Below are 22,549 nucleotides of genomic sequence, written 5' to 3'. Positions count from 1 at the left end.
ACTACTTCACCACCGGCGGAGTATCAAAGGTGTGCAGTGGCGCCGGCGACGGCACCGTCCACTCCAACCCTTCCGCCCCATCCCAGGGCTTGGCCGGGGCCTTTTCACCACCGCGGATGCACTTGATTACCAGCGCCAGGAAGATCAACTGGGACAGGCCAAAGGCAAAGCCGCCGATGGAGACCACCTGATTGACGTCAGCAAACTGCAGCGCGTAATCCGGGATCCGCCGTGGCATGCCCGCCAAGCCGAGGAAGTGCATCGGGAAGAACAGCACATTGACCGAGATGATGGAGCACCAGAAGTGCCACTTGGCCAGCGATTCGGAGTACATGTGACCTGTCCATTTAGGCAGCCAGTAGTAGGCCGCCGCCATGATGGAGAACACCGCACCGGTCACCAACACGTAGTGGAAGTGTGCCACCACGAAGTAGGTGTCGTGGTACTGGAAGTCCACCGGCGTAATCGCCAACATCAATCCCGATAGGCCACCGATGGTGAACAGCACAATGAAGGCTAGCGAGAACATCATCGGCGCCTCGAAACTGATGGCGCCGCGCCACATGGTGGCCACCCAGTTAAACACCTTCACCCCGGTGGGGACCGAGATCAGCATGGTGCAGTACATGAAGAACAACTCGGCCGCCACGGGCATGCCGGTGGTAAACATGTGGTGAGCCCACACCAGGAACGACAGGCCGGCGATGGAGGCGGTGGCATACACCATGGAGGCATAGCCAAACAGCTTCTTGCGACTGAACGCCGGGACGATGGCGGAGATGACGCCAAAGGCCGGCAGGATCATGATGTACACCTCGGGGTGACCGAAGAACCAGAAGATATGCTGGAACATCACCGGATCACCACCACCGGCGGCATCAAAGAAGCTGGTGCCGAAGTACTTGTCAGTCAGCACCATGGTCACCACCCCGGCAAGCACCGGCATCACCGCAATCAGCAGGAAGGCGGTGATCAGCCAGGTCCAGACGAACAGCGGCAGCTTCATCCAGGTCATGCCCGGGGCACGCAGGTTAACGATGGTCACCACCACGTTGATGGCCCCCATGATGGAGCTGATCCCCATGATGTGAACCGAGAACACGAACAGGGCGGTGGAGTTGCCGCTGAAGGTGGTGGACAGCGGTGCGTAGAAGGTCCAACCGAAGGCCGGGCCGCCCCCCTCCATGAACAGGCTGCCCAGCAGCAAAGCGAAGGCAAAGGGCAGGATCCAGAAGCTCCAGTTGTTCATCCGTGGCAGGGCCATGTCCGGCGCCCCGATCATCATCGGGATCATCCAATTGGCCAGGCCGGTGAAGGCCGGCATCACCGCGCCGAACACCATGATCAGACCGTGCACCGTGGTCATCTGGTTGAAGAAGTGAGGATCCACCAACTGCAAGCCGGGCTGGAACAGTTCGGCGCGGATCACCATCGCCATGGCACCGCCCACCAGGAACATGGCGAAGCTGAACCAGAGGTAGAGGGTGCCGATCTCTTTGTGGTTGGTGGTCAGCAGCCAGCGCATTATCCCCTTGGGATGTTCGCCGTGGTGCTGCTCCTCGTGTGTCTCAATGCGCCCCAGCTCGTCGAGCTGTTGCTCTTTAGTAACCGTTGTCATTGTTATTCTCCTGCTACTGGCCAGCCACGGCGTCGACTTCGGTGGTCTGGATTACATCCCCAGTCCCGTTCTCCCAGGCGTTACGCTGGTAGGTCACCACCGCTGCCAGTTCCTTCAGGCTCAGCTGGCTACCAAAGGCCTGCATCGCGGTACCGGCTTTGCCGTTGACCACGATGTCGATATGGGCAGTGGTATCCCCCAGTGCGATGGGGCTGTCTTTGATGGCAGGAAAAACACCCGGTAGGCCCATGCCGTTGGGCTGGTGGCAGGCGGCGCAACGACCCATGTAGACCTGCTCACCCAATGCCATGGACTCTTCCAAGGTCAGGGTTTGTGCCAGTGAGGCCTGCTCCGCTTGCGCTGCCGCGCTGGCCGCATTCTTCTGATCGGCCAGCCACTGGTCGAACTCAGCCTCGGGCAACACCTCAACCACAATGGGCATGTAGCCATGGTCCTTGCCGCATAGCTCGGCACACTGGCCTCGGTAGGTGCCAGGCTCAGACACTTTGGTCCAGGCTTCGTTGATGAAGCCCGGGTTGGCGTCCTTCTTCACCGCAAAGGCCGGTACCCACCAAGAGTGGATAACGTCATCGGAGGTCATCAGGAATCGAACTTTGCGATTGGCCGGGATCACCAGGGGCTTATCCACCTCAAGCAGGTAGTTCTCGCCTTTGTCGGCCTGGTTCTCGATCTGCTCTTTGGGGGTGGAAAGCAGGCTGTAGAAGCCCACATCGTGGCCAAAGTATTGGTAGTGCCACTTCCACTGGGAGCCGGTGACCTGAATGGTCAGATCGGAATCGGAGGGGTCTTCCATGGCGATCAAGGTGCTGGTGGCGGGGATCGCCATACCAATCAGGATCAGAAAGGGGATCACCGTCCAGGCGATCTCGACCTTGGTGCTTTCATGAAAGTTTGCGGGTGTAACGCCCTTAGATTTTCGATGGTGTAGCAGGGAGTAGATCATTACCCCAAACACCAGCACGGCAATCACACAACAGATGTAGAAGATGGTCATATGCAGGCCATAAACCTGCTGACTGATTTCGGTAACGCCTGGCGTCATATTCCAGAGCGCTTTTTCGGCATGAGCGGGCAAAGCCGCGCAGGCGAAAATCAAGCCCAACAGCGTGTACTTCACAGAAACGTCTCCTCTGAGCATTGCTCTCGCAACGTCCAGAAAGAGCCCTCACGGTACTTCGCGGCTCCATGCAAGCTCCTTCCCCAAAATGGGCATGGGCATGCGCTTCTCCGCTCGCGCAACGTCTGCCTTACAGCTGCCTAGTAGTTATTTGATAACGACGCTTCTAAGCTAACCCCTGAATAAGGCTTGATCAAGATCACACTTTACTTTTGGTGCCATTCATTAATGAACAGGGTTCGCCATCTGCAGCGGCGCCTGGCCCTGCCCGTGGAACAGGATAGCGGGGCAGCTGGCGCGCTTCTGGACCAGTTGCAGACGGCGCTGATCACGGCTGGCCAGGGACGGCAACCAAGCCAATGCCAGCGAGCAGGTGCCGCCTACCATGGCCTGCTCCAGCGCCCATTGGGCCTCGACATCGTCGCCGCAGCGTACCTTGAGTACTCGCTGGGGTTCGATACCGGCACCGCGCAGCAGTGAGCCCAGATCGCCCGCCGGAGGGTTGATCAACACCACCCAACCCGGGCGCTGTGCCAGTTCAGCCAGTTGCGGCAGCATACGCTGGAACTGCAACCCAACATTGCGCGGGTGACAGCCTACGGATGCCAGCTCAGGCCACTCATTGCGTGGCGACTGCCACAAGCCAGGGTGATTTATCTGCGCGCCTTGTTGGGTTTTCATCATTGCCAATCTCCATTGCGTACCACACCGACCGCCAGCCCTTCGATGGCCAGTGGGGTGTGTTCCAGATCCACGACGATGGGCTCATATTCTGCATTTTCCGCGTGCAGATAGACCACGTTGCCCTGTTTTTGAAAGCGTTTGACCGTTACCTCGTCCTCACCGACACGGGCCACCACCACCTGGCCGTTACGGGCCTCCTGGGTCTGGTGGACCGCCAGCAGATCGCCATCGAGGATGCCGATCTCCTTCATGGAATCACCGCGTACCCGCAGCAGGTAGTTGGCTTCAGGACGGAACAGCGAAGCGTCCAGCTGGTAGTGAGACTCCACATGCTCCTGGGCCAGAATCGGCTCACCGGCGGCGACCCGACCGATCAGCGGCAGTCCCAGTTGCTCCGGCTCTGGCTCGTTGTAGAGGATACGGATGCCTCGAGAGGTGCCAGGTACAATCTCGATGTACTCCTTACGCGCCAGCGCCTTGAGGTGCTCCTCGGCGGCGTTAGCACTGCGGAAGCCCAGCTCACGGGCAATCTCGGCCCGGGTGGGCGGCATGCCGGTGTCCTGCAAGTGTTTGCGGATCAGATCGAAGACTTGCGACTGACGCGGCGTGAGCGGCTTCATGGACATTCCTGTTTATCTGTACAGTGTTGATACTGTAATCATATACAGGTAACTGGTGATTTCAACAGCAATTTTGCTTTAAATCCCTTTTCCACTTGGAAATATGCTGCCAACTGCGCCGACCACAACGGACAAATCTCTCCTCGCCCATGCGTGCTTGCTGCCTATTGGGGACTTTGGGTGTACACTCTGCGCAACTTATTCAATAGCCCCAAGAAGCCTTTCCCGTGAGCAACGAGACCCTCAACTACTGGCAACGCCCGGTGGCCGCCATCCAGCGACTGCTGGTCAGCAGCAAGACCGTACCGGAGCACCCCATTGAGGAGCTGGATCTGGATCCTGCCCGACCCATCGTGTACGTCCTGCCGCACGACTCCTTTTCCGACCGGTTGGCGTTGCACGACTGCTGCCAGAAGCTGGGTCTGCCCAGCCCGTTCGAGCCGCTGGTGGTTAACGGTGAGGAGGTCAGCCGGCTGGTGGCGCTGCAGCCCTCCAAGCCGCTGTTTGGCAAAGGCGACAAGACCGATTTCAAGGCCCGTTTCGAACGCCTGCTGCAACTGCACCGGGAGCATGACGAACTGGATGCCCAGGTGGTACCGGTCAGCCTGCTTTGGGGCCGTAAGCCTGGCAAGGGAGAGGAGAGTGTCAGTGCCACGCTGCTCAACAATGGTCACCCCTCCTGGCTGCGCAAAACCTTCATCCTGGCGATGCTGGGTCGCGACAACTTCATCCGCTTCTCCCGCGCCGTATCCCTGCGCCATATGGCGGACAAGCACGGCACCGATGGCACCATTGCCCAGAAGCTGGCCCGGGTAGCCCGGGTCCACTTCGGCCGCCAGCGCACCGTGGCCACCGGCCCGCGCCTGCCAGACCGTCAGGCCCTGTTCCATAGCCTGCTTGCCTCACCGGCCATCAAGGCCGCGATTGAAGAGGAAATGCGCAGCAAGAAGATCTCCGAGCTCAAGGCCAAACGCCGGGCACGGGAGTACATGGATGAGATCGCCGCCGACTACAGCGACACCCTGGTCAGACTCGGAGATCGGGTTCTGACCTGGTTGTGGAACAAGCTGTACAAGGGGATCAATGTCCGTGGTGCTGAGCAGGTGCGTCAGCTGTCGCAGGATGGCCACGAGGTGGTCTTCGTCCCCTGTCACCGTAGCCACATGGACTATCTGCTGCTGTCCTACGTGATCTACCAGCAGGGCATGGTACCGCCGCACATCGCCGCCGGGGTTAACCTCAACTTCTGGCCCGCGGGCCCGATCTTCCGTCGCGGTGGCGCCTTCTTTATCCGCCGCTCGTTCAAGGGCAACAAGCTCTACTCCACCATCTTCCGTGAGTACCTCGACCAGCTGTTCAAGCGCGGATACTCCGTTGAGTACTTCTGCGAAGGCGGCCGCTCCCGCACCGGTCGTCTGCTGCCGCCCAAGACCGGCATGATCGCCATGACCGTCAATTCGGTCATGCGAGGTATGGAGCGCCCGGTCACCCTGGTGCCGGTATACCTGGGCTACGACCACGTGATGGAGGTCGCCTCCTATCACAAGGAGCTGAAGGGCAAGAAGAAAGAGAAGGAAAGCGCCTGGCAGATCTTCTCCGCCATTCGCAAGCTGCGCAACTACGGCCAGGGCTACGTGAACTTCGGTGATCCCATCACCATCCACCAGTTCATCAATGAACAGCAGCCTAACTGGCGTGAAGAGTTTGCCGAGAACGAGAAGCAGCCGTGGCTGACTCCCATGGTGAATCGCCTGGCCAGCCAGCTGATGTGCAACATCAATGACGCCGCTGCCGCCTCCGCCATGACCCTGACCGCCAGCATCCTGTTGGCCACCGAGCAGCACGCCATGGAGCGCAAAGCGCTGGAGCGTCAGCTGGATCTCTACCTGGATCTGCTCCGGGCCGTGCCCTACACCCCGCGCACTACGGTGCCGGTTGGGGATGGCAAAGAGGTTCTGCAGACGGTGCTGGATCTGAACAAGTTCCAGGTCAGCCAGGATGGCATGGGCGAGATCATCAGCATCCTCGATGGCAATGCCATCACCATGACCTACTACCGCAACAACACCCTGCACCTGCTGGTGTTGCCAGCGCTGATCGCCGGCTTGCTATTGCGTCGTGGTCCGCTGCATCGCAGTGAGCTGATCGAACAGATCCAGGCGATCTACCCGCTGCTTCAGGCCGAGCTGTTCATGGGCCTGGATCAGGAAGAACTGACCGAGTACCTGCAAGGCACCATCAACGAACTGCTTCGCCATGAACTGCTGGAAGAGCAAGAGGATGGGCTGCAGCCTAAGGCACACCGCCGCGCCGAGCTGTGCAACCTGGCGGATCTCATCCAGGAGACGGCCCAGCGCTATGCCATCGTACTGACCCGTCTGCAGCAGGAGCCGGAGATCGAACGCAGCACCCTGGAGAAGGAAAGCCAGGCCCTGGCAGAGCGGATGTCCAAGCTGCACGGGATCAGCGCACCGGAGTTCTTCGATAAGAAGGTGTTCGCCACCCTCACCACCCGACTCAAGGAGCTGGGGCTGCTGGGCGAAGAGGCCGATCGGGAGCGGGTCACCGAGTTGTGCGAGATCGTGGTGCCGATCCTGACCACCACGGTCCAAAATACCTTGAAGCAGGCCCGTTAAGCCACGCACCTCAATCCAAGAGAAAAAGGGCGGCAACGCCCTTTTTTTGATGCCGATGAAACCCAGCCATGCCAATGCGGTGCTCGATCTGCGTCAGCAGCGTCTGGCGTTGTCCACCCGCCCCTTTGCCGCACGGGGGGCCACGGTTAATCGCTGCCCCCGCTGCCAGATCGCCGAGGCCCATTGCTGTTGCGAGTGGGCCCGCTCCGGCACCAGTGCATTGCAGTTTTGTCTGCTGATGCACCACAAGGAGCCGATGAAGCCCACCAACACCGGTCGGTTGATCGCGGAGATCCTGCCGGATACCCGGGCCTTTGCCTGGGATCGTACCGAGCCGGATCCCGAGCTGCTGGCACTGCTGCAGGACCCAAGCCTGGCGCCGTTTCTGGTGTTCCCCGAAGCCCACGCCGAGACACATCGAGTACACCACCGGGTGCCAACACAACCGGGCAAACGCCCGCTGGCCATTTTGCTGGACGGCACCTGGAAGCAGGCTCGGCGGATGTTTCAAAGTGGCTACCTGGCACAGTTGCCGGTGCTGTCGATCGATCCGGATGTGGCCAGTCGTTACGGCCTGCGCAGCGCTGCCCACCCCCATCAGTTGGCCACGGCGGAGGTGGCCGCGCAGGTCCTGGCCCTAATGGATGATCAACGCAATGCCCAGGTACTGGATGCCTACTTCGAGGTGTTCTCCCAGCGCTACTACGCCGGCAAGCGACAAAAAGCGGTAAGCAGTGAGGGGGAGGCGTTCGAGTTTCTGGCGCGAATGGAGTGAACCGGAGATCCTCCTCTGCTGTTATCGATAACGCAGAGGATCCAATATTGGCAGCTTAGGTAAGGAGATCACGCTAGTGAGTAAAGCGCTTACAGTGGATCTCTCCAGTGGAATCTTAAGCGGAAGATATTTGAGGTTATCCACATTTCGGATCCCTTGTTACCCCTCGATGTCAAGGCTTTGACGCAGGGCAAAGGCAATTTTTCGAACCCCAACCCAAATACGCGTACTCCAGCCTCTTTTTGGCAGCTTAGAAATCGCCGAAAAGCCCGCCAGCTCTGGGCTTGACAGCCATTGGGCTAGCCTATCTGTCAGCAAAGCACAAGCCTTTCTTCCTTCGAGTTCGCCTTGCCCCTTGGTACAGGTGTTCAATTATTCGACAAAACCCACAGGCTCAGAACGCTTATGTGTCAAGCCTCCAACAAAGTTGTCAACTGAGTTATCCACACCCTGAAGCCCACAAAAATCGGGCTAATGAGCTAGGCTTGGCTCAACCTGCGTTTAGGAGATCCCCATGACTCGATTGAAGCGTTCCGCCACCTGTCTGCTGGCCATGCTGTTCGCCACCCTCACCCTGTTTGCCTGCTCGCAGCAAGACAAGGAGGAGATGGAGAGCAAGGCGGAAGAGATGAAGGCTAAAGCCAGCGAGGCCTATGACGACGCCGCTCAGAAAGTCAGTGAGGCTTATGATGACGCTGCTGATGCGACCCAGGGTGCTTACGACGATGCCGTCGACGCCACCCAAGGGGCTTACGATGATGCGGTCGATGCCACCCAGGGCGCCTACGATGATGCGGTCGATGCCACCCAGGGCGCTTACGATGACGCGGTCGACGCTACCCAGGGCACTTACGATGACGCGGTCGACGCCACCCAGGGCGCTTACGATGAAGCCAGCGACGAGGTGGAGAAACAGAAAGCTGAGCTGGAGAAGCAACTCGAAGAGTAATCGAGCCCAGGTATCCACCAGACAAAACCATATAAGCGGGGCTGGCTGGGCGGCTCCGCTGCCTTTATCACAAACCTTCCATGACGCCGCGCACGAACCCCGCTCATACCGACTTCCGTGACTCCCCGATAAAGTGAACTCGACCCCATCCAAGCGACGGTAAAAAAACAATTTCTTTCCCAAACCCTACGCCAATGGAGCCAGTGCATGGTTTGGAACATTGCTCATTTTGTTGAGGAAACAAGGTGAGATCGCTCACGGATACAAGTCGGAGATAGGCCAAGAATGACCGTCATTGGAATTGTGCAAGACGGAAATCTATGCGCCTCTGGCTCCTGCTCATCAGCCTCATTTCTGCCACCTGCTGGGGTCAGCCGGTACACCAGCAGATCCATGGTCACACCATGGGCTCAGCCTACGAGATCCACTGGAGCACGCTGTACCCGCGCAATCCCGCCAAGCTCAAGGCAGGGGTAGAGGAACTGCTGGTCGAGGTCAACGCCAGCATGTCTCATTTCGACCCCGAATCTCAGCTCAGTCAGTTCAACCGCTCCGAGCATGGCACCCCGGTAGATGGCCTATTTGCCACCGTCATGGCTGAGGCGATCCTGCTGCACCACGAAACGCATGGTGCCCTGGACGTCACCATCGCCCCGCTGGTCGAGCTGTGGGGGTTCGGAGCCCAGGGCGAAACCGCCACCCCTCCGGCCCAGTCCGAGATTGAACAGGCACTGGCTCGTTCTGGCATGCATCGGCTCAAGCTCGAAGATCAACACCTGGTCAAGCAGTCCGCGGAGCTCACCGTCAACCTGGGTGCCATCGCCAAGGGCTTTGCGGTCGATCAGATTGCTGAGCTGCTGGTACAGAGCGGAATTAGGGATTTCCTCATCAACGTGGGGGGTGAAATGCGAGTTCAGGGAGTAAAGGCCGATGGCAGTCCCTGGCGGATCGGCATCGAGCACCCGGACTCCGAGGGACAACATCACCTGCTGATCATCGAGCCTGGCAACAGCGCCGTGGCCACCTCTGGTGACTATCGCAACTACTTCGAATCCGCCGGACAGCGCTTTTCCCACCTGATCGACCCTCGTAGCGGCATGCCAATCAGCAACGGCATCGCTTCAGCCACGGTGATCCACAGCAGCAGCATGCGGGCGGACGGCTACGCCACTGCAGCGTCGGTGCTGGGTGTTGAAGCGGCCCTGGCAATGGCCACCGAGCTCAACATGGCATTGATGCTGGTGGAGGTACGTGATGGCCAACTTGTTCTGCATGAAAGCCCGGCTTTTGTGCAAATCAGAGGCGCGGGATAACGCGCCCGAATTACCAAGAGAGAAATGGATGATGATGAAAAAAACCTTTGCCCTCAGCCTGACCTGCGTCGCCGTGCTGGGTTTGAGTGCCTGTAGCTCTGATGACCACGATGATTCCGCACTGAAGGCGGAGATCGAGCGCCTGCAGGGCGAGAATGCCGCGCTGGTAGAGAACAACGAGGCGCTGCAAGAGAAAGCGGAAGGCTACATCAGCACCTTCCCGCAGCAGTGCGCCGAGGCTGGCATCGACTTCGATTACGTGGATCCGAACCTGCCCGTCACCAACGCCTACGGCCAGACTGTTCGCTTTGACACCGCCGCTCCTCGTGGCAACGATTGTGCCGCCTGCCACACCGGAGGCGCCTACGCTCCGGACGATGCCAAGCACGACAATGAGCTGACCCAAAGTGGTGATTGTGCCTCTTGCCATACCAATCCGCACGACGACGAGTCTCCGGTTGATCCGGGTGACCCGCAGGATCCGACCCTGCCGATCGATCCGTCCAAGCCGGACGCCATCTCCGGCGCCTCCGGTGCGCCCTTCTATGAGTCCAGCTCCTACCTCAATGCCGACTACCTGGCCCAGCGCCTGAGCGGCATGTTCGATCACTACCAGTGGGTAGAAGCGGAAGAGGGTGGCGTGACCGAGCTGGCCCAGGCCTGCGAACTGGAAGGCCGCCAGCACATCGAAGCGATGTTCCCCAACGACGGCAAGGCCTACAGCCTGAACAAGTACAGCAACCAGATGGGTGTGAAGACCGTAGTCACCGTCAATAAGGTGGACCGTGCCACCGGCGAGGCGCTGGACGAGGAGCTGCCCAACACCGCCATCTTCGGCTACAACCTGATCAAGGGCGACGACGGCGTTTACCGCACCAACATGAACATCATGGGTAACAACCTGACTTGCTACAACATGGTGATGAACGGCGACGTGCGCTTCCACTACTACGAGTATGACCACAGCAACAGCGACAAGGCTGGCCGTAACCAAGGTGCCCGCCTGCTGGGTACCCTGGACTACAAGGCGACCTCCCTGGGCGGCCTGGACTACCAGCCGATCCCGGGCTTCGGCGCCGGCGAAGACTTTGACCCGGCTGATGTGAACTGGGACCAGGTTGGTCTCTGCACCCTGAGCACCGAGATCCACACCATCGCACCGCTGGGCTAAGCCCATCCACCGCGATATCAAGCCCGCCCTTCGGCGGGCTTTTTTATTGGCTTTCCAGGCCCTGGCCGGACAGCTCCAGGTTCGCCCGGTTATAGAGATAGGCGATACCGAGCAGGCTGACGCCCAGGCCGAGGAAGGAGGCGACTCGCCAGAGACCATCTAGATCGGCCATGTCCCAAAAGAAGATCTTGGTTATGACCGCCAGCAGTACCACGGTTCCTATCCGCCGCAGCTTGGTTAAGCCGCGCCGGGCAGCCAACAGCATCACGCCAATCCCCACCAGCAGCCCCAGGGCCGAATAGCTGTAGAGCTCACCGGTCAGAATAGGCTGGCCCGGTTGCAGCCCTTCGTGCCATAGGTGACGGATCTCCAGCACCACAAACACCCCGGAGGCCAAAGCCGCGAGCCAAACCAGATCGTACCGATGGGCATCATCCCGCTGCCAGGCCAACAGACCCAAAAGCAGTGCCGGCACGCCGTACATCAGCAGCAGAACATTCCAGAACGGGGTCGTTCCAACCGATTGCGCCACCTGAACCGGGTTTTGCAACAGCGCAAAGGCAGCGTATAGGAGCAGGCCAAGCACCAGCTGCAACTCCGACAGCCACACCAGGAAGCGATGGTCGTCCCGCTGTCCCCGCCAGCGGTAAAGCGCAGCCCCAGCGAGCAGGGCCATGACATATATGCCGGACTCCAGCCAGGAAAGCTGAGCTGCGAACAGGTCTCCATAGAGCTGATAGCGCGTGGCGGCAATCAAGGCCAGCATCGCCAGCTGCACCACGCCGGCTTCAAAGCTGCGACGCAGGACAGGATCGCTTTGCTGGCGATATAACTGAACCAGGGTAACCAAGGCCATCACGAAGCAGCCCAGGTAGGTCAGCAGCAGCGCCAGCGGCGTCGCGCCATAGTCTGGCAGCCACGGATTCAAGGTTAACCTCAGCACCACCGCCGTCAGCAAACCTCTGGCGGCCCAGTCCAGGGCCCGCGCTGGTAGCCCCTGCTCAAAGTAACGGGACAGCAGCACTAAGCTGAGCCACTGCAGTGCCAAAGCCAGGGTCAGGCGCAGCTCCGCAAAGCCAGCGACCAAGGTCAGGGTCAGTGCTGCCTGAACGGCCAGCAACAGGATGGCACTGATCGTTGCACCGCCAGCACGGGCCTCCACGGCTGCTCTGGAACGCCAGCGCCACAAGACGGCAGCAAACAGAGATGAAAGACCCAGGGAGACAGACCAATGCAGGAAGCCACCGGCAACCCCCGATAAGCGAAGATCCACCAGCACAATCATCAACAAGGGGACCAGGCAGCAGAGCAGGGCCCATTGGCCGCGCCCTTGATGCCATGCCAGGCTTCCCGCAGCAACCAGGGCAAACAAGCCATAGCCTGCGGCCATCAGCAGATAGCTAATCTGTCCCTCGACATAGAGTGGTGTAAGCGACGGCAGCTGGGCTGTGAGCTCAAGAATGGGAGGCAACAACGCAATCCATGGCCAGTACCGCCCTCCGGGGATAGGGTGCCGTGATACCAGTAGCGCCAGCACAAACAGTGGAACCGCACCGGCAAAGCGCCACCAGGAGTGTGCTTCCAACGACATGACGGCCCATTGGGCAATGGCGAGCATCAGCCATAAGGCGGTCAGGCTATATTGCATCCAGCTTGGTCGCGCCAGGGCGCAGCGATACTGGGTCAGTCCCAATCCTAATAGGGGAAAGGCCAATCCCATCCAGGCCAGGGATACCAGATAAAGGCTGCGCAATCCCGATGCCTGTTCCGGTTGTGTCAGTGACAGCACCAACCAGGCCAAGGCTAACAGCCATACGCCCCACCAAAGCCAGTCACGGTAAACCCATCGCATCAGGGCAAAGCCGCCGGCGGCGACGATCAACGCATAGCCCAGCGCTGCCGCGACATTATCACTGCCCGTATCAATCAACAGTGGGACCGCAAAGGCCCCGAGGATACCAATGGCTGCCAGCACCGGGCCGTGTCGCAGTGCCAGGCCCATGGCAAAGGCTGATACCAGGCCCAACAATGCAAAGGCCCAGCCTGGCGGCAACCAGCCATACAGCGGCCCGCTGGCCAGCGCGCAGGCATAGAGGATTAACACCCCTGCGCCGGCACAGGCCGGGTGAATACGGCCATCCGCCCGATGCTCCTTCAGCCAACTGGCCAGGCCGATCAAACCCGAACCAAACAGTGCAGCCAAGCCCACCCGCAATGGTGGGCTCAGCAAACCAGACTCGACCGAGTAATGGATCAGAAAGATCCCCGCCAGGGCCAAAGAGCAACCGCCAATTAGGATCATCCAATGAGTCTTCACAAAGCTCAGCCATGCGCTGGTGCTCTGCGATAGCTGGCCGGCAAACTCGTCCAGTTGGGAAAGGCCCAGGGAGGCTGCTGGCAGAGGCTCAGGTTGTGCGCTTCTGCCAGAGGGTTCAGCAGCAGGAGGGGAGTCCGCAACAGCCGCTTTGATCACCTTGTCCACACCCGTACTGGCCGGCGTTGGCGGGCTTGGCTCCAGCGCTAGCAGGCGCTGGCGTAACAGGACGACCTCCTGACGTAACCCCCGCACTTCCTGCTGCAGCGTCCTCAGACCGAAAAACGCCAGGTAAGCCAAAACCACACCACCCAGCGATGCCGCGACCATCCCAAAGATCAGCAGTTCCATTGCCTCTCCTCACTCCTCTGTTCGCTAACACTGTCTCCCTTCAAGAAGAAAAACACAATCGCTGTCGTAACTTGTGGAAATGAACAGCACTCTTTAGCATGTTGAGCCACGAGCTACTGCCAGGGAGGCAATGTGGGTGGCTAAGACCCTAAGAGCGGCTTGGCGACTGCCGCGGCGACTGCATCGTTGGCTGATGATTCTGGTTGGGCTGCAGATGGCGATCTGGGCCATCAGTGGCAGCTACTTTGCGCTCACCAACATTCACTCGATTCACGGCGATGAACTGGTCTCTCTGCCGCAGCCGACGCTGGACATTGCCCCTCAATCCGCCCAAACCCTGCTGCGAGACTACCCAGAGAGCACCGCCATCAGCCTCAGCAAGGTGGCCGAACAGTGGCAGTACCTGGTAGAGACTCCGGAAGGCCAACGTCGATTGGATGCCAGCAGTGGCAAGCCACTACCGCCCATCAGTGAGGCGCAGGCTATCCGGGCAGCTCTGGCTGCCTATCGTGGCGAAGCGGCGATCCAAGATGTGCAACTGCTCGACACCGAGGCCACTGACGAGCTGAGCCCCCGTCATCTGCCGGTCTGGCGCATCAACTTTGATGACTGGCGTCATACCAGCCTCTACATCTCGCAGGCCACCGGTGAGCTGGTCAGCAAACGTCACGATCCCTGGCGCTGGTTTGATCTGCTGTGGCGACTGCATATCCTCGACTACGACGATGGGGCGGACATCAATAACCCCTTGCTGATGATCGCCTCTGGCCTGGCGTTGCTGGCGTTGCTCGCCGGCGTCGCGCTGCTCTACCGACGTCAGCAGCAACGTTATCCTGGCTTTGGCCTGCCCCGCTGGCACCGCTGGCTGGCAAACCTGGTCGGTCTGCAGATGCTGATTTGGACCAGCACCGGCCTGTACTTCAGTTGGGTCGATCATGAGCGCTTGGCGGGCCGACAGTACTGGCAGGCCCCGTCGAGCTCAGCTCTGCCTCATGGCCCCTTGCTCGAACCCAGCGCACTCCCCACCCAGCTGCCAATCCGCCAGCTTGACCTGAGCCTGATCGATGGCGAACCGGTGTATCAACTGGTCCACCATCGGGCGCTCTATCCCCACTTCAGCCAGGATCTGTCCTTAGTCCACGCCCAAAGCGGCGCCCCCTTTGTTGTTGATGCGGAGCGGGCCCAGCGCATCGCCCTGGCCAGCTATCGAGGCCCGGGCAGCGTCATTGCCGTCGAATGGCTGCAGCGCAGTGCAGAACGCACCAGAGAGCAGGATTCGCTGTGGCGAGTGCAACTGGATGATGACCTGAGCACCCGCATCTACGTCAGTGCGGTTGATGGCCGGCTGATCGGCCACAACAACCGCCACACCCTGGAAAAGCACTGGATGCTCAAGCTGCACTTTATGGATTACCTGGGTACCGGTGGCTTCAACCATCCGCTGATCTGGGCGTTCAGCCTGCTGAGCCTGCTGCTGGTTGGCTCTGGCATAATGATGCTCACTAAGCTGCGCCCCCATAGAGCCCGCGATCCCGAGCGTCACCGGATCGTACTGGGACCCAATGGTACCCGGACCCTAGTGCTAGCCGAGGGTCAAAACCTGCTCGAGGCGCTCAACGAGCAGGGTCAGCCACCGCCCAGCGATTGCGACGGCACCGGTCAATGTGGCCGCTGCCGGGTCAGATTGGAAAACCCTGGCGTCGCATCCAAGGCAGAGGTCCACCATCTGAGTGAAAAACAGTTGGCCAAGGGCTGGCGCCTGGCCTGCCAGCAACAATAAAAAAGGGTGCCATGGGCACCCTTTTTCTCACCAGGAAGACTCTGGCAGTTAGCGAGGCTGCCCTACTGACTCAAGCCGGTTGCGGTACAGCAGCAGGTAGATCGCCGGGATCACGAACAGTGAAAGCAATGGCGCGGTGACCATACCGCCTACCATAGGCGCTGCGATCTTCTGCATGACCTCGTTGCCGGTCCCGCTGCCCCACATGATCGGCAGCAGGCCGAAGAAGATGGTGGCGACCGTCATCGCCTTGGGCCGGATCCGCATCACCGCCCCCTCAAGCAGGGCCTCACGCAAATCCTGCTCATGGCGCATCTGTCCCCGCTGCCGGTGGGCCTTGATGGCGTTGTTCAGGTACACCTGCATCACCACCCCAAACTCCGCAGCCACCCCGGCCAGGGCAATCATGCCGACCGCCACCGCCACCGACAGATTGAACTCCAGCAGGTACAGCAGCCAGGCGCTGCCCACCAGGGCAAAGGGCAGGCTGAGCATGATCACCGAAGCCTGGGCCACCGAGCCGAAGGTCATCATCAGCAGCAGGAAGATCACCGCCAGCATCATCGGGATCACCAGCTCCATCTTGGCCTCAACCCGCTGCATGTACTCGTACTGGCCGGCAAAGCTGACCGAGTAGCGTGGCGGCAGCTGCAACTGCTGATCCAGCGCCGCGCGGGCCTGCTCAATGTACTCGCCGATGGAAAGCCCCTGGATGTCGACAAAGACCCAGGAGATCAACCGGCCGTTCTCACTGGCCAGCATCGGCGCACCATCGGAAATAGTCAGGCTCGCCAGGTTCTGCAGCGGCACGTACTTCCCGGTTTTGGTCAGTACCGGCAGGTTGCGCAGCTTGTCGATGTCGTCCCGCAACTCCCGCGGGTAGCGGATGTTGATGGGGTAGCGCTCCTGTCCCTGCACCGACTCACCCACGGTCATGCCACCGATGGCCATCTGCACCACGTCCTGAATGTCCTTGAGGGTCATGCCATAGCGCGCGGCAGCGGTCAGGTTCGGCTCGATGTCGATGTAGCGGCCACCACCGGTGCGCTGGGCAAAGGCGGAGGTGGTGCCCGGCAACGGTGCCAGGATCGCTTCCACTTCGGCGCCAATGCGCTCCAGTTCCTCGACATTCGCCCCGGACACCTTGACCCCGATGGGGGTACGCACCCCGGTGGAGAGCATGTCGATGCGGGTCTTGATCGGCTGCACCCAGGCGTTGGTGATCCCCGGTACCTTCACGGTGCGCTGCAGGTCAGCAATGATCCCCTCCATGGTCTGCCCGTCGCGCCATTCGCTGCGCGGCTTGAGCATGATGGTGGTCTCCAGCATGGTCAGCGGGGCCGGATCCGTCGCGGTATCGGCCCGGCCTACCTTGCCGAATACCCGCTTCACCTCGGGTACGGTTTTGATCAGCCGGTCGGTCTGCTGCAGGATCTCCGCCGCCTTACCGGCACTGACGCCCGGCAGGGTGGTGGGCATGTAAAGCAGATCCCCCTCCTCCAGCTCTGGCATGAACTCTGAACCCATCTGGGTCATGGGATACCAGGCACTGGCCAGGGCCAGCAGCGCCACCACCAGGGTGCTCTTGGGAAAGCGCAGTACTGCCTTGAGGGCGGGCTGGTAGAGCGCAATCAGCAGTCGACTGACCGGGTTCTTGCGCTCATCCGGGATACGGCCGCGAACAAAGTAGCCCATCAACACCGGGATCAAGGTGATCGCCAGTACCGCTGAGGCCGCCATGGCAAAGGTCTTGGTGTAGGCCAGCGGGTGGAACAGCCGTCCCTCCTGGGCCTCCAGGGCAAACACCGGGATAAAGCTCAGGGTGATAATCAGCAGGCTGAAGAACAGCGCCGGCCCCACCTCCACCGAAGCGGCTTTGATCAAGCGCCAGCGCTCTTCGCCCTCCGGCGCCTTGCCATGCTGCTCTCGATAATGCTCCAGGTGTTTGTGGGCGTTCTCCACCATCACGATGGCGGCGTCCACCACCGCACCGATGGCGATGGCGATCCCCCCCAATGACATGATGTTGGCATTGACCCCCATCCAGCCCATGACGATAAAGCTGATCAGGATCGACAGCGGCAGGGTCACCACCGCCACCAGGGTTGAGCGGGCATGCAGCAGGAACACCAGACACACCAGCGCTACCACCAGCATCTCCTCAAGCACCTTGTTCATGAGGTTATCGACGGAGCTGAGGATCAGCTCGGAGCGGTCGTAGGTCACCACCAGCTCCACGCCCTCCGGCAAGCCGGCCTCAATCTCAGACAGCTTGGCCTTGACGTTCTCGATGGTGGTCAAGGCGTTCTCGCCGTAGCGCATCACCACGATGCCCCCCACCACCTCGCCCTGGCCATCCAGCTCGGCGATGCCCCGTCGGGCCGCGGGGCCGGTACGCAACTGGGCCACATCCTTCATCAGCACCGGGGTGCCGGATTCAGACAGGATCCCCAGCGGGATCTCCTCGAAGTCTTGCAGTGACTGGCGATAGCCCGCGGCGGTGATCATGTACTCCGCCTCGGCCATCTCGATCACCGAGCCCCCCACCGAGGCATTGGCGCTGTCCAGTGCCTGCTTCACTGCCATCAGGTCCAGCTGGTAGAGCGCCAGCTTATGGGGGTCCACCACGATCTGGTAGGCCTGCTCCATGCCACCTACAGTGGCCACCTCGGACACCCCGGCAACGCTTTGCAGCTCCAGCTTGATGAACCAGTCCTGCAGCGAGCGCAACTGGGCCAGATCAAGCTGGCCGGTACGGTCCACCAGGGCGTACTGGTAGACCCAGCCGACCCCGGAGGCATCCGGCCCCAGCGCTGGGGTCACCCCCGGCGGCAGCTGCCCCTGGATCTGCGACAGATACTCCAGCACCCGTGAGCGGGCCCAGTAGATGTCGGTGCCATCCTCAAAGATGACGTAGACGAAGCTGTCGCCAAACATGGAGAAGCCGCGAACGGTTTGGGCACCGGGCACCGCCAGCATGGCAGTGGAAAGCGGGTAGGTGATCTGATCCTCCACCAACTGGGGCGCCTGGCCCGGGTAGGAGGTCTTGATGATCACCTGGACATCGGACAGGTCTGGCAAAGCATCCAGCGGGGTGCTGCGCATCGCCTGCCAGCCATACAGAGCCACCACCGCGGTGATGATAAGGACCATCGCTCGCTGGCGCAGAGAAGCACTGATAATTCTCTCTAACATAGCGCCTCCTGACCTGGGCGCTGATGATAAGCACCACCATTCAACCGCCGCTGACGCAGAGAGGCACTGATAATTTTCTCTAACATAGCGCCTCCTCACCTGGGCGCTGATGATAAGCACCACCATTCAATAGCCGCTGACGCAGAGAGGCGCTGATGATTTTCTCAAGCATGCTGCGCCCCTATCAGTGGTTGTGGCCGGCGTGGGGGTCTGTCCCCTCCGCGGGCTCCGAGCTGGCCTGGCTCATCCGTCGCAGGCTGCCCTGGATGCTGGCTTCCGAATCGAGCAGGAACTGGCCAGACACCACCACCCGATCGCCGTCGTTCAGCCCTTCCAGGATCTCGGCCCGGCCCTGGCTCATCATCCCCAGGCGCACCGGCACCGAAGCGAAGCCAGTGTCCTCCCGCTGCACCACCACCCGGTTTTCACGGCCGGTGAGGATCAAGGCTTCGGTCGGCACAATCAGCAGATTACGACTGGGACCACCGTACAGCTCGACGTCCACCAGCGAACCCGGCCGCAGTTGCTGGCCCGGATTATCGAGCTTGACCCGCACCTGCATGGAGCGGGTGACCGGATCGAGCTCGGGATAGATGTAATCGATCTGCCCTTCAATCTCGAATAGCCCCTGGGCCGCGGCAGTCACATCCGCCGGGCGCCCCAGCTCCAGCCAGCTCTGTTCATTCTCAAACACGTCGGCGATCACCCAGACGGTGGAGAGATCCACCAGCTCAATCTGGGTCTCGCCAGGCTGGATATACATGCCATCACGCACGTTGAGCTGACTGACGATACCGCTGCGCGGGGCATAGAACGGCACCCGGTACAGGCTCTCGCCACTGCGCTCCAACTGGTTGATTACCGAGTCACTCATGCCCAGCAGCTCCAGGCGCAAACGGGCTTTGCGTAGCAACTCCTTGCCTCGGCGGGGATCGGCCCCAATGTAGTCCATCGCCTGCAGGTAATCGTCCTGGGCATTGACCAGCTCCGGTGAGTACAGCTGGTAGAGCAGATCGCCCTGTTCCACTCGCTGTCCCACTGTGGTGACGCCCAACTGTTCCACCCATCCGGTCACCCGGGTATGGACGTGGCTGATGGCATCCTCGTTGTACTGCACCGTACCCAGGGTTTTGATGTAGCGCCACAGGGTGCCCCGCTCGACAACCTCGGTGCGCACCCCGAGGGCTTGCTGCATGCCGCCGGAAACGCCCACCACCACCTCTTCGCTGGCCGTGCCCATCTCCACCTTCTCCAGGTTCATGCCACAGATGGGACAGGTGCTGGGCACATCGGAAACGATCTGCGGATGCATCGGACAGACGTACTTGATGGTCGCCTCGCCACTGCTGACCTGGCTGTCAAAGGCCGGGGCAGTGGGCAGCGGATCCAGCTGCATATCCTGGCCGCTGTGATCGTGTCCAGAGTGCTCATGCGCGGACTCTGCCGCCTCGGCCTCCGTCAGGAACATGTTGCAGATGGGGCAGCGATCCCCTGCCATGCCGGTCTCATCCGGATGCATCGGGCAGGCGTGGGTATGACCGCTGTGGTCGTGGCCGGCATGATCGTGAGCAGCATGGTCATGAGCGGACTCTGCCGCCTCGGCCTCCGTCAGGAACATGTTGCAGATGGGGCAGCGATCCCCTTCCATGCCGGTCTCATCCGGATGCATCGGGCAGGCGTGGGAATGAGCCTGCTGTGCCACTGCAGAGGCAACGGGCTGCGCCTGTGCCAGGGACACCGGTACCGACGCCATCCCAAAGGCCAGGCTGATGGACAGCGCAACCGGCGCCAGCCCCCAAGTTCGACGACGCGGCGCGCCGGCGTGATGTTGTTTGCACATAACAGGCTCTCCCTTGATCGCCTTAGTGTTGACCGTGGCCCAGCTGGCCCTCAATGGGCTCCAGGTTCATGCCACAGTGGGGGCAGGTGTCACCGGCCTGGCCTGTTACGCCGGGACACATGGGGCAGTGATGGCTGGCCACCAGCGGCTCCAGCGCCATACCGCACTTGGGACATTCGTCGCCAGCAATGCCAGTCACCTTGGCGTGCATGGGGCAGGCGTGGGTATCTGCGTGGCCATGGCTCTGAGCAACGGGCTCCAGCGCCATACCGCACTTGGGACATTCATCGCCGGCAATGCCGGTCACTCGCGGGTGCATCGGGCAGGCGTGGCTCCCTTCCTGTATCGCTTGGTGGCCATGCTGGGCGGCATGGGGGCAGGACGCACCTTTGGCCTGGCCACAACAGCCTCGGTCGGCCGTCGCCTTGCCGTGGTGCGGGCAAGCTTTGGCTTCGGCATGGTGCTGGCCATGCTGGGTGGCATGGGGACAGGGCTGACCCTTGGCTTGACCGCAGCAGCCTTTGTCGGCGCTGGCTTTACCATGGTGCGGGCAGGCCTTGGCGTCACTCTGAGCGGCATGGTGATGGCCATGCTGAGCCGCATGGGGGCAGGGTTCGCCCTTGGCCTGACCACAGCAGCCTTTGTCGGCGCTGGCTTTGCCATGGTGCGGGCAGGCCTTGGCTTCACCTTGAGCGGCATGGTGATGGCCATGCTGAGCCGCATGGGGGCAGGGCTTACCCTGGTGCTTGGCACAGCAAGACTTGGTCTCACCTTCAGCCGCATGGTGCTTGGCATGAGGACAATGGTGGCCAGATTGCTCTGCCTGAAGGGCAGCCAGGTGAGCCGGGGTCGCCAGGGTAACGGGCGACAGGGTCAGGGAAAATGCTAGGGCAATAACAGCCACGGCACGGGAGTACAGCGAGATCATGGATCACTCCAAATTCATTCAATAGTGGCCAAGGGCCGGTTTACCAGGATGCCTATTGGCCTCATGGCAATGCATCGGCGCACCCGATGGGCGTCCGAACAGTGGATCAGAAATAGGGGGTGATCAGGCGATGGGGGGTTTGCTGTCGCTGCTGAGGGAGACGGAACTGAAGCTTAAAAGCAGGGTGTTTGCCCGCTGAGGGACCGGCAGTCCCATGGGCAGGGCCAGCGTGGGTAGGGCCACACCAGCAGGACTGAAGACCACGCAGTGACCGCAGTCGCCATTGCAGGGCTGGCCGGCATCATGGTGCTGATTGTCTGCTGCCTTGGACTGGCAGCAATCGGCAACCGGCGGCTTGGGGCTGTGGCAATCAGGCTCGGCGTGGTGCGCGCCATGGGAAGCATGATGGGCCTGGTGGCCGTGATGGCCATGTTCCGCCTCAACGCTGACCTCGGTGGCCGGGTTGGGGGTGGAGGGCATCAGATGGATACGGGCCACCGCACCCTGACTGATCAGGGCGACAATCAACAGCATCAAGCTCATCAATCGCATCGGTGTGCCTCGTTTTCCTTTGTGAGATCAGTGTGGCTCACTTCCTCACCTGGGCCAATACCAGGTTAGGGAGAGCTAGAGCAGGATCACACCCCTTTAGGTTCCCCACTGGACCTTTGGTTCCCGCTGCTGCCCAGGCGCTGCTCGGCATAGGGCAGGAAAACCTCGTTGACCCGCAGGGCTCGACCGGACAAACGGAAGGTTCGGCCGCGGCCCCAGAGGCCCTCGACCGGCTGCTGGCCGACGCTCAGTGCCACCATCGCCGGACGGCTATCCATGGCGTAACGAGCCACCTCAACCGGTCCACGCCGCATCTGGCTGGCACCGAACAGGGCCTCGCCGAGGGGTTGGCTGCCGAGATTCTGGAAGTCGATATCACCGGCGGCAAAGGTGGCCAAGGGGACCTCGGTCAGGGCGTAGACCCAGGGCACACCATCCAGCTTGAGCAACACCTCACGATGCCAGAGCGGGTCGCCCTGCTGCCAATCTGGCCCGGCACGCATCGCCGGCCCCCGCCACTCCCGCAGCCGCTCCACGTCGAAGCGACGGCACAAGCTTTTGAGCCGGAGAGTGAGTGAATTGGGGTCCCGCAGCCACAACGCCAAAGCGGGCGATGGGGCCGGTTCGGGGGCGAGATCCAAGGCTTGCATGCACGATCCTTCCAGTAACAACGCCCCATAGTAGC

General features: G+C 61.0%; 16 protein-coding genes and 1 pseudogene. 7 read left to right on the top strand and 10 right to left on the bottom strand.

Annotated features, from left to right (window positions below; all coding sequences use genetic code 11):
• Position 1 precedes the first annotated feature (1 nt).
• From ctaD to lexA, 4 genes and pseudogenes are all read right to left on the bottom strand, one after another.
• Positions 2–1,618, bottom strand: coding sequence for a cytochrome c oxidase subunit I (gene ctaD, locus BUC04_RS15160; RefSeq protein WP_067659560.1), 1,617 nt, complete (start codon positions 1,616–1,618; stop codon positions 2–4).
• Between the two features lie 31 nt (positions 1,619–1,649).
• Positions 1,650–2,777 (bottom strand): annotated as a pseudogene (gene coxB / locus BUC04_RS15155) (cytochrome c oxidase subunit II); the annotation flags it as partial.
• Between the two features lie 204 nt (positions 2,778–2,981).
• Entirely contained in the window at positions 2,982–3,440 is a 459-nt protein-coding gene (locus BUC04_RS15150; protein ID WP_067659563.1) for a hypothetical protein, read from the bottom strand.
• Positions 3,437–4,060, bottom strand: a complete 624-nt coding sequence (gene lexA / locus BUC04_RS15145; protein WP_067659566.1) for a transcriptional repressor LexA — start codon at positions 4,058–4,060, stop codon at positions 3,437–3,439. The genes BUC04_RS15150 and lexA overlap by 4 nt, the downstream gene beginning before the upstream one ends.
• A gap of 227 nt (positions 4,061–4,287) precedes the next feature.
• Here lexA and plsB point away from each other — a divergent pair, with 227 nt between their 5' ends.
• From plsB to BUC04_RS15120, 5 genes are all read left to right on the top strand, one after another.
• The gene (gene plsB / locus BUC04_RS15140) at positions 4,288–6,696 is read left to right on the top strand and encodes a glycerol-3-phosphate 1-O-acyltransferase PlsB (RefSeq protein ID WP_067659569.1); all 2,409 of its coding nucleotides are present in this window, start codon (positions 4,288–4,290) and stop codon (positions 6,694–6,696) included.
• Between the two features lie 55 nt (positions 6,697–6,751).
• Positions 6,752–7,471 carry a tRNA-uridine aminocarboxypropyltransferase gene (locus BUC04_RS15135; protein WP_067659572.1) on the top strand — a complete coding sequence of 240 codons (720 nt, stop codon included), beginning with the start codon at positions 6,752–6,754 and terminating at the stop codon, positions 7,469–7,471.
• Positions 7,472–7,985: 514 nt separating this feature from the next.
• Entirely contained in the window at positions 7,986–8,420 is a 435-nt protein-coding gene (locus BUC04_RS24095) for a hypothetical protein (RefSeq protein ID WP_067659575.1), read from the top strand.
• Positions 8,421–8,740: 320 nt separating this feature from the next.
• Entirely contained in the window at positions 8,741–9,733 is a 993-nt protein-coding gene (locus BUC04_RS15125) for an FAD:protein FMN transferase (protein WP_067659578.1), read from the top strand.
• 28 nt (positions 9,734–9,761) lie between these two features.
• Positions 9,762–10,904 (top strand): coiled-coil domain-containing protein, encoded by a 1,143-nt coding sequence (locus tag BUC04_RS15120; RefSeq protein ID WP_067659581.1) that lies wholly within the window; start codon positions 9,762–9,764, stop codon positions 10,902–10,904.
• A 43-nt stretch (positions 10,905–10,947) separates the two neighbouring features.
• Here BUC04_RS15120 and BUC04_RS15115 read toward each other — a convergent pair whose 3' ends face one another.
• Positions 10,948–13,569 carry a DUF2339 domain-containing protein gene (locus BUC04_RS15115; RefSeq protein WP_067659585.1) on the bottom strand — a complete coding sequence of 874 codons (2,622 nt, stop codon included), beginning with the start codon at positions 13,567–13,569 and terminating at the stop codon, positions 10,948–10,950.
• Between the two features lie 136 nt (positions 13,570–13,705).
• On the opposite strand from BUC04_RS15115, the gene BUC04_RS15110 reads away from it, so the two are divergent.
• Complete coding sequence (locus tag BUC04_RS15110; RefSeq protein ID WP_159437700.1) at positions 13,706–15,349, top strand: PepSY domain-containing protein; 1,644 nt, start codon at positions 13,706–13,708, stop codon at positions 15,347–15,349.
• Positions 15,350–15,397: 48 nt separating this feature from the next.
• Here BUC04_RS15110 and BUC04_RS15105 read toward each other — a convergent pair whose 3' ends face one another.
• From BUC04_RS15105 to BUC04_RS15095, 3 genes are all read right to left on the bottom strand, one after another.
• Positions 15,398–18,544: an efflux RND transporter permease subunit gene (locus tag BUC04_RS15105; protein WP_067659591.1), complete on the bottom strand. Its 3,147-nt coding sequence runs from the start codon at positions 18,542–18,544 to the stop codon at positions 15,398–15,400.
• 184 nt (positions 18,545–18,728) lie between these two features.
• On the bottom strand, positions 18,729–20,384 hold the full coding sequence (locus BUC04_RS15100) for an efflux RND transporter periplasmic adaptor subunit (RefSeq protein ID WP_067659594.1): 1,656 nt from the start codon (positions 20,382–20,384) through the stop codon (positions 18,729–18,731).
• A gap of 22 nt (positions 20,385–20,406) precedes the next feature.
• Positions 20,407–20,703, bottom strand: coding sequence for a heavy metal-binding domain-containing protein (locus BUC04_RS15095; RefSeq protein ID WP_067659597.1), 297 nt, complete (start codon positions 20,701–20,703; stop codon positions 20,407–20,409).
• Between the two features lie 9 nt (positions 20,704–20,712).
• Here BUC04_RS15095 and BUC04_RS15090 point away from each other — a divergent pair, with 9 nt between their 5' ends.
• A complete protein-coding gene (locus BUC04_RS15090; protein ID WP_143165743.1) occupies positions 20,713–21,273 on the top strand; it encodes a hypothetical protein in 561 nt (186 codons plus the stop codon).
• 162 nt (positions 21,274–21,435) lie between these two features.
• Here the strand turns inward: BUC04_RS15090 and BUC04_RS15085 are convergent, their stop codons facing one another.
• Positions 21,436–21,864 carry a hypothetical protein gene (locus BUC04_RS15085; protein WP_143165742.1) on the bottom strand — a complete coding sequence of 143 codons (429 nt, stop codon included), beginning with the start codon at positions 21,862–21,864 and terminating at the stop codon, positions 21,436–21,438.
• An 86-nt stretch (positions 21,865–21,950) separates the two neighbouring features.
• The gene (locus BUC04_RS15080) at positions 21,951–22,514 is read right to left on the bottom strand and encodes a chorismate--pyruvate lyase family protein (protein ID WP_067659606.1); all 564 of its coding nucleotides are present in this window, start codon (positions 22,512–22,514) and stop codon (positions 21,951–21,953) included.
• Between the last annotated feature and the right edge of the window lie 35 nt (positions 22,515–22,549).

The sequence above is a fragment of the Ferrimonas marina genome (genome assembly GCF_900129905.1).
Taxonomy (GTDB): Bacteria; Pseudomonadota; Gammaproteobacteria; order Enterobacterales; family Shewanellaceae; genus Ferrimonas; species Ferrimonas marina.
Note: the sequence above shows the minus strand (reverse complement) of the source record. Positions and strands in the feature narration are given on the sequence as shown.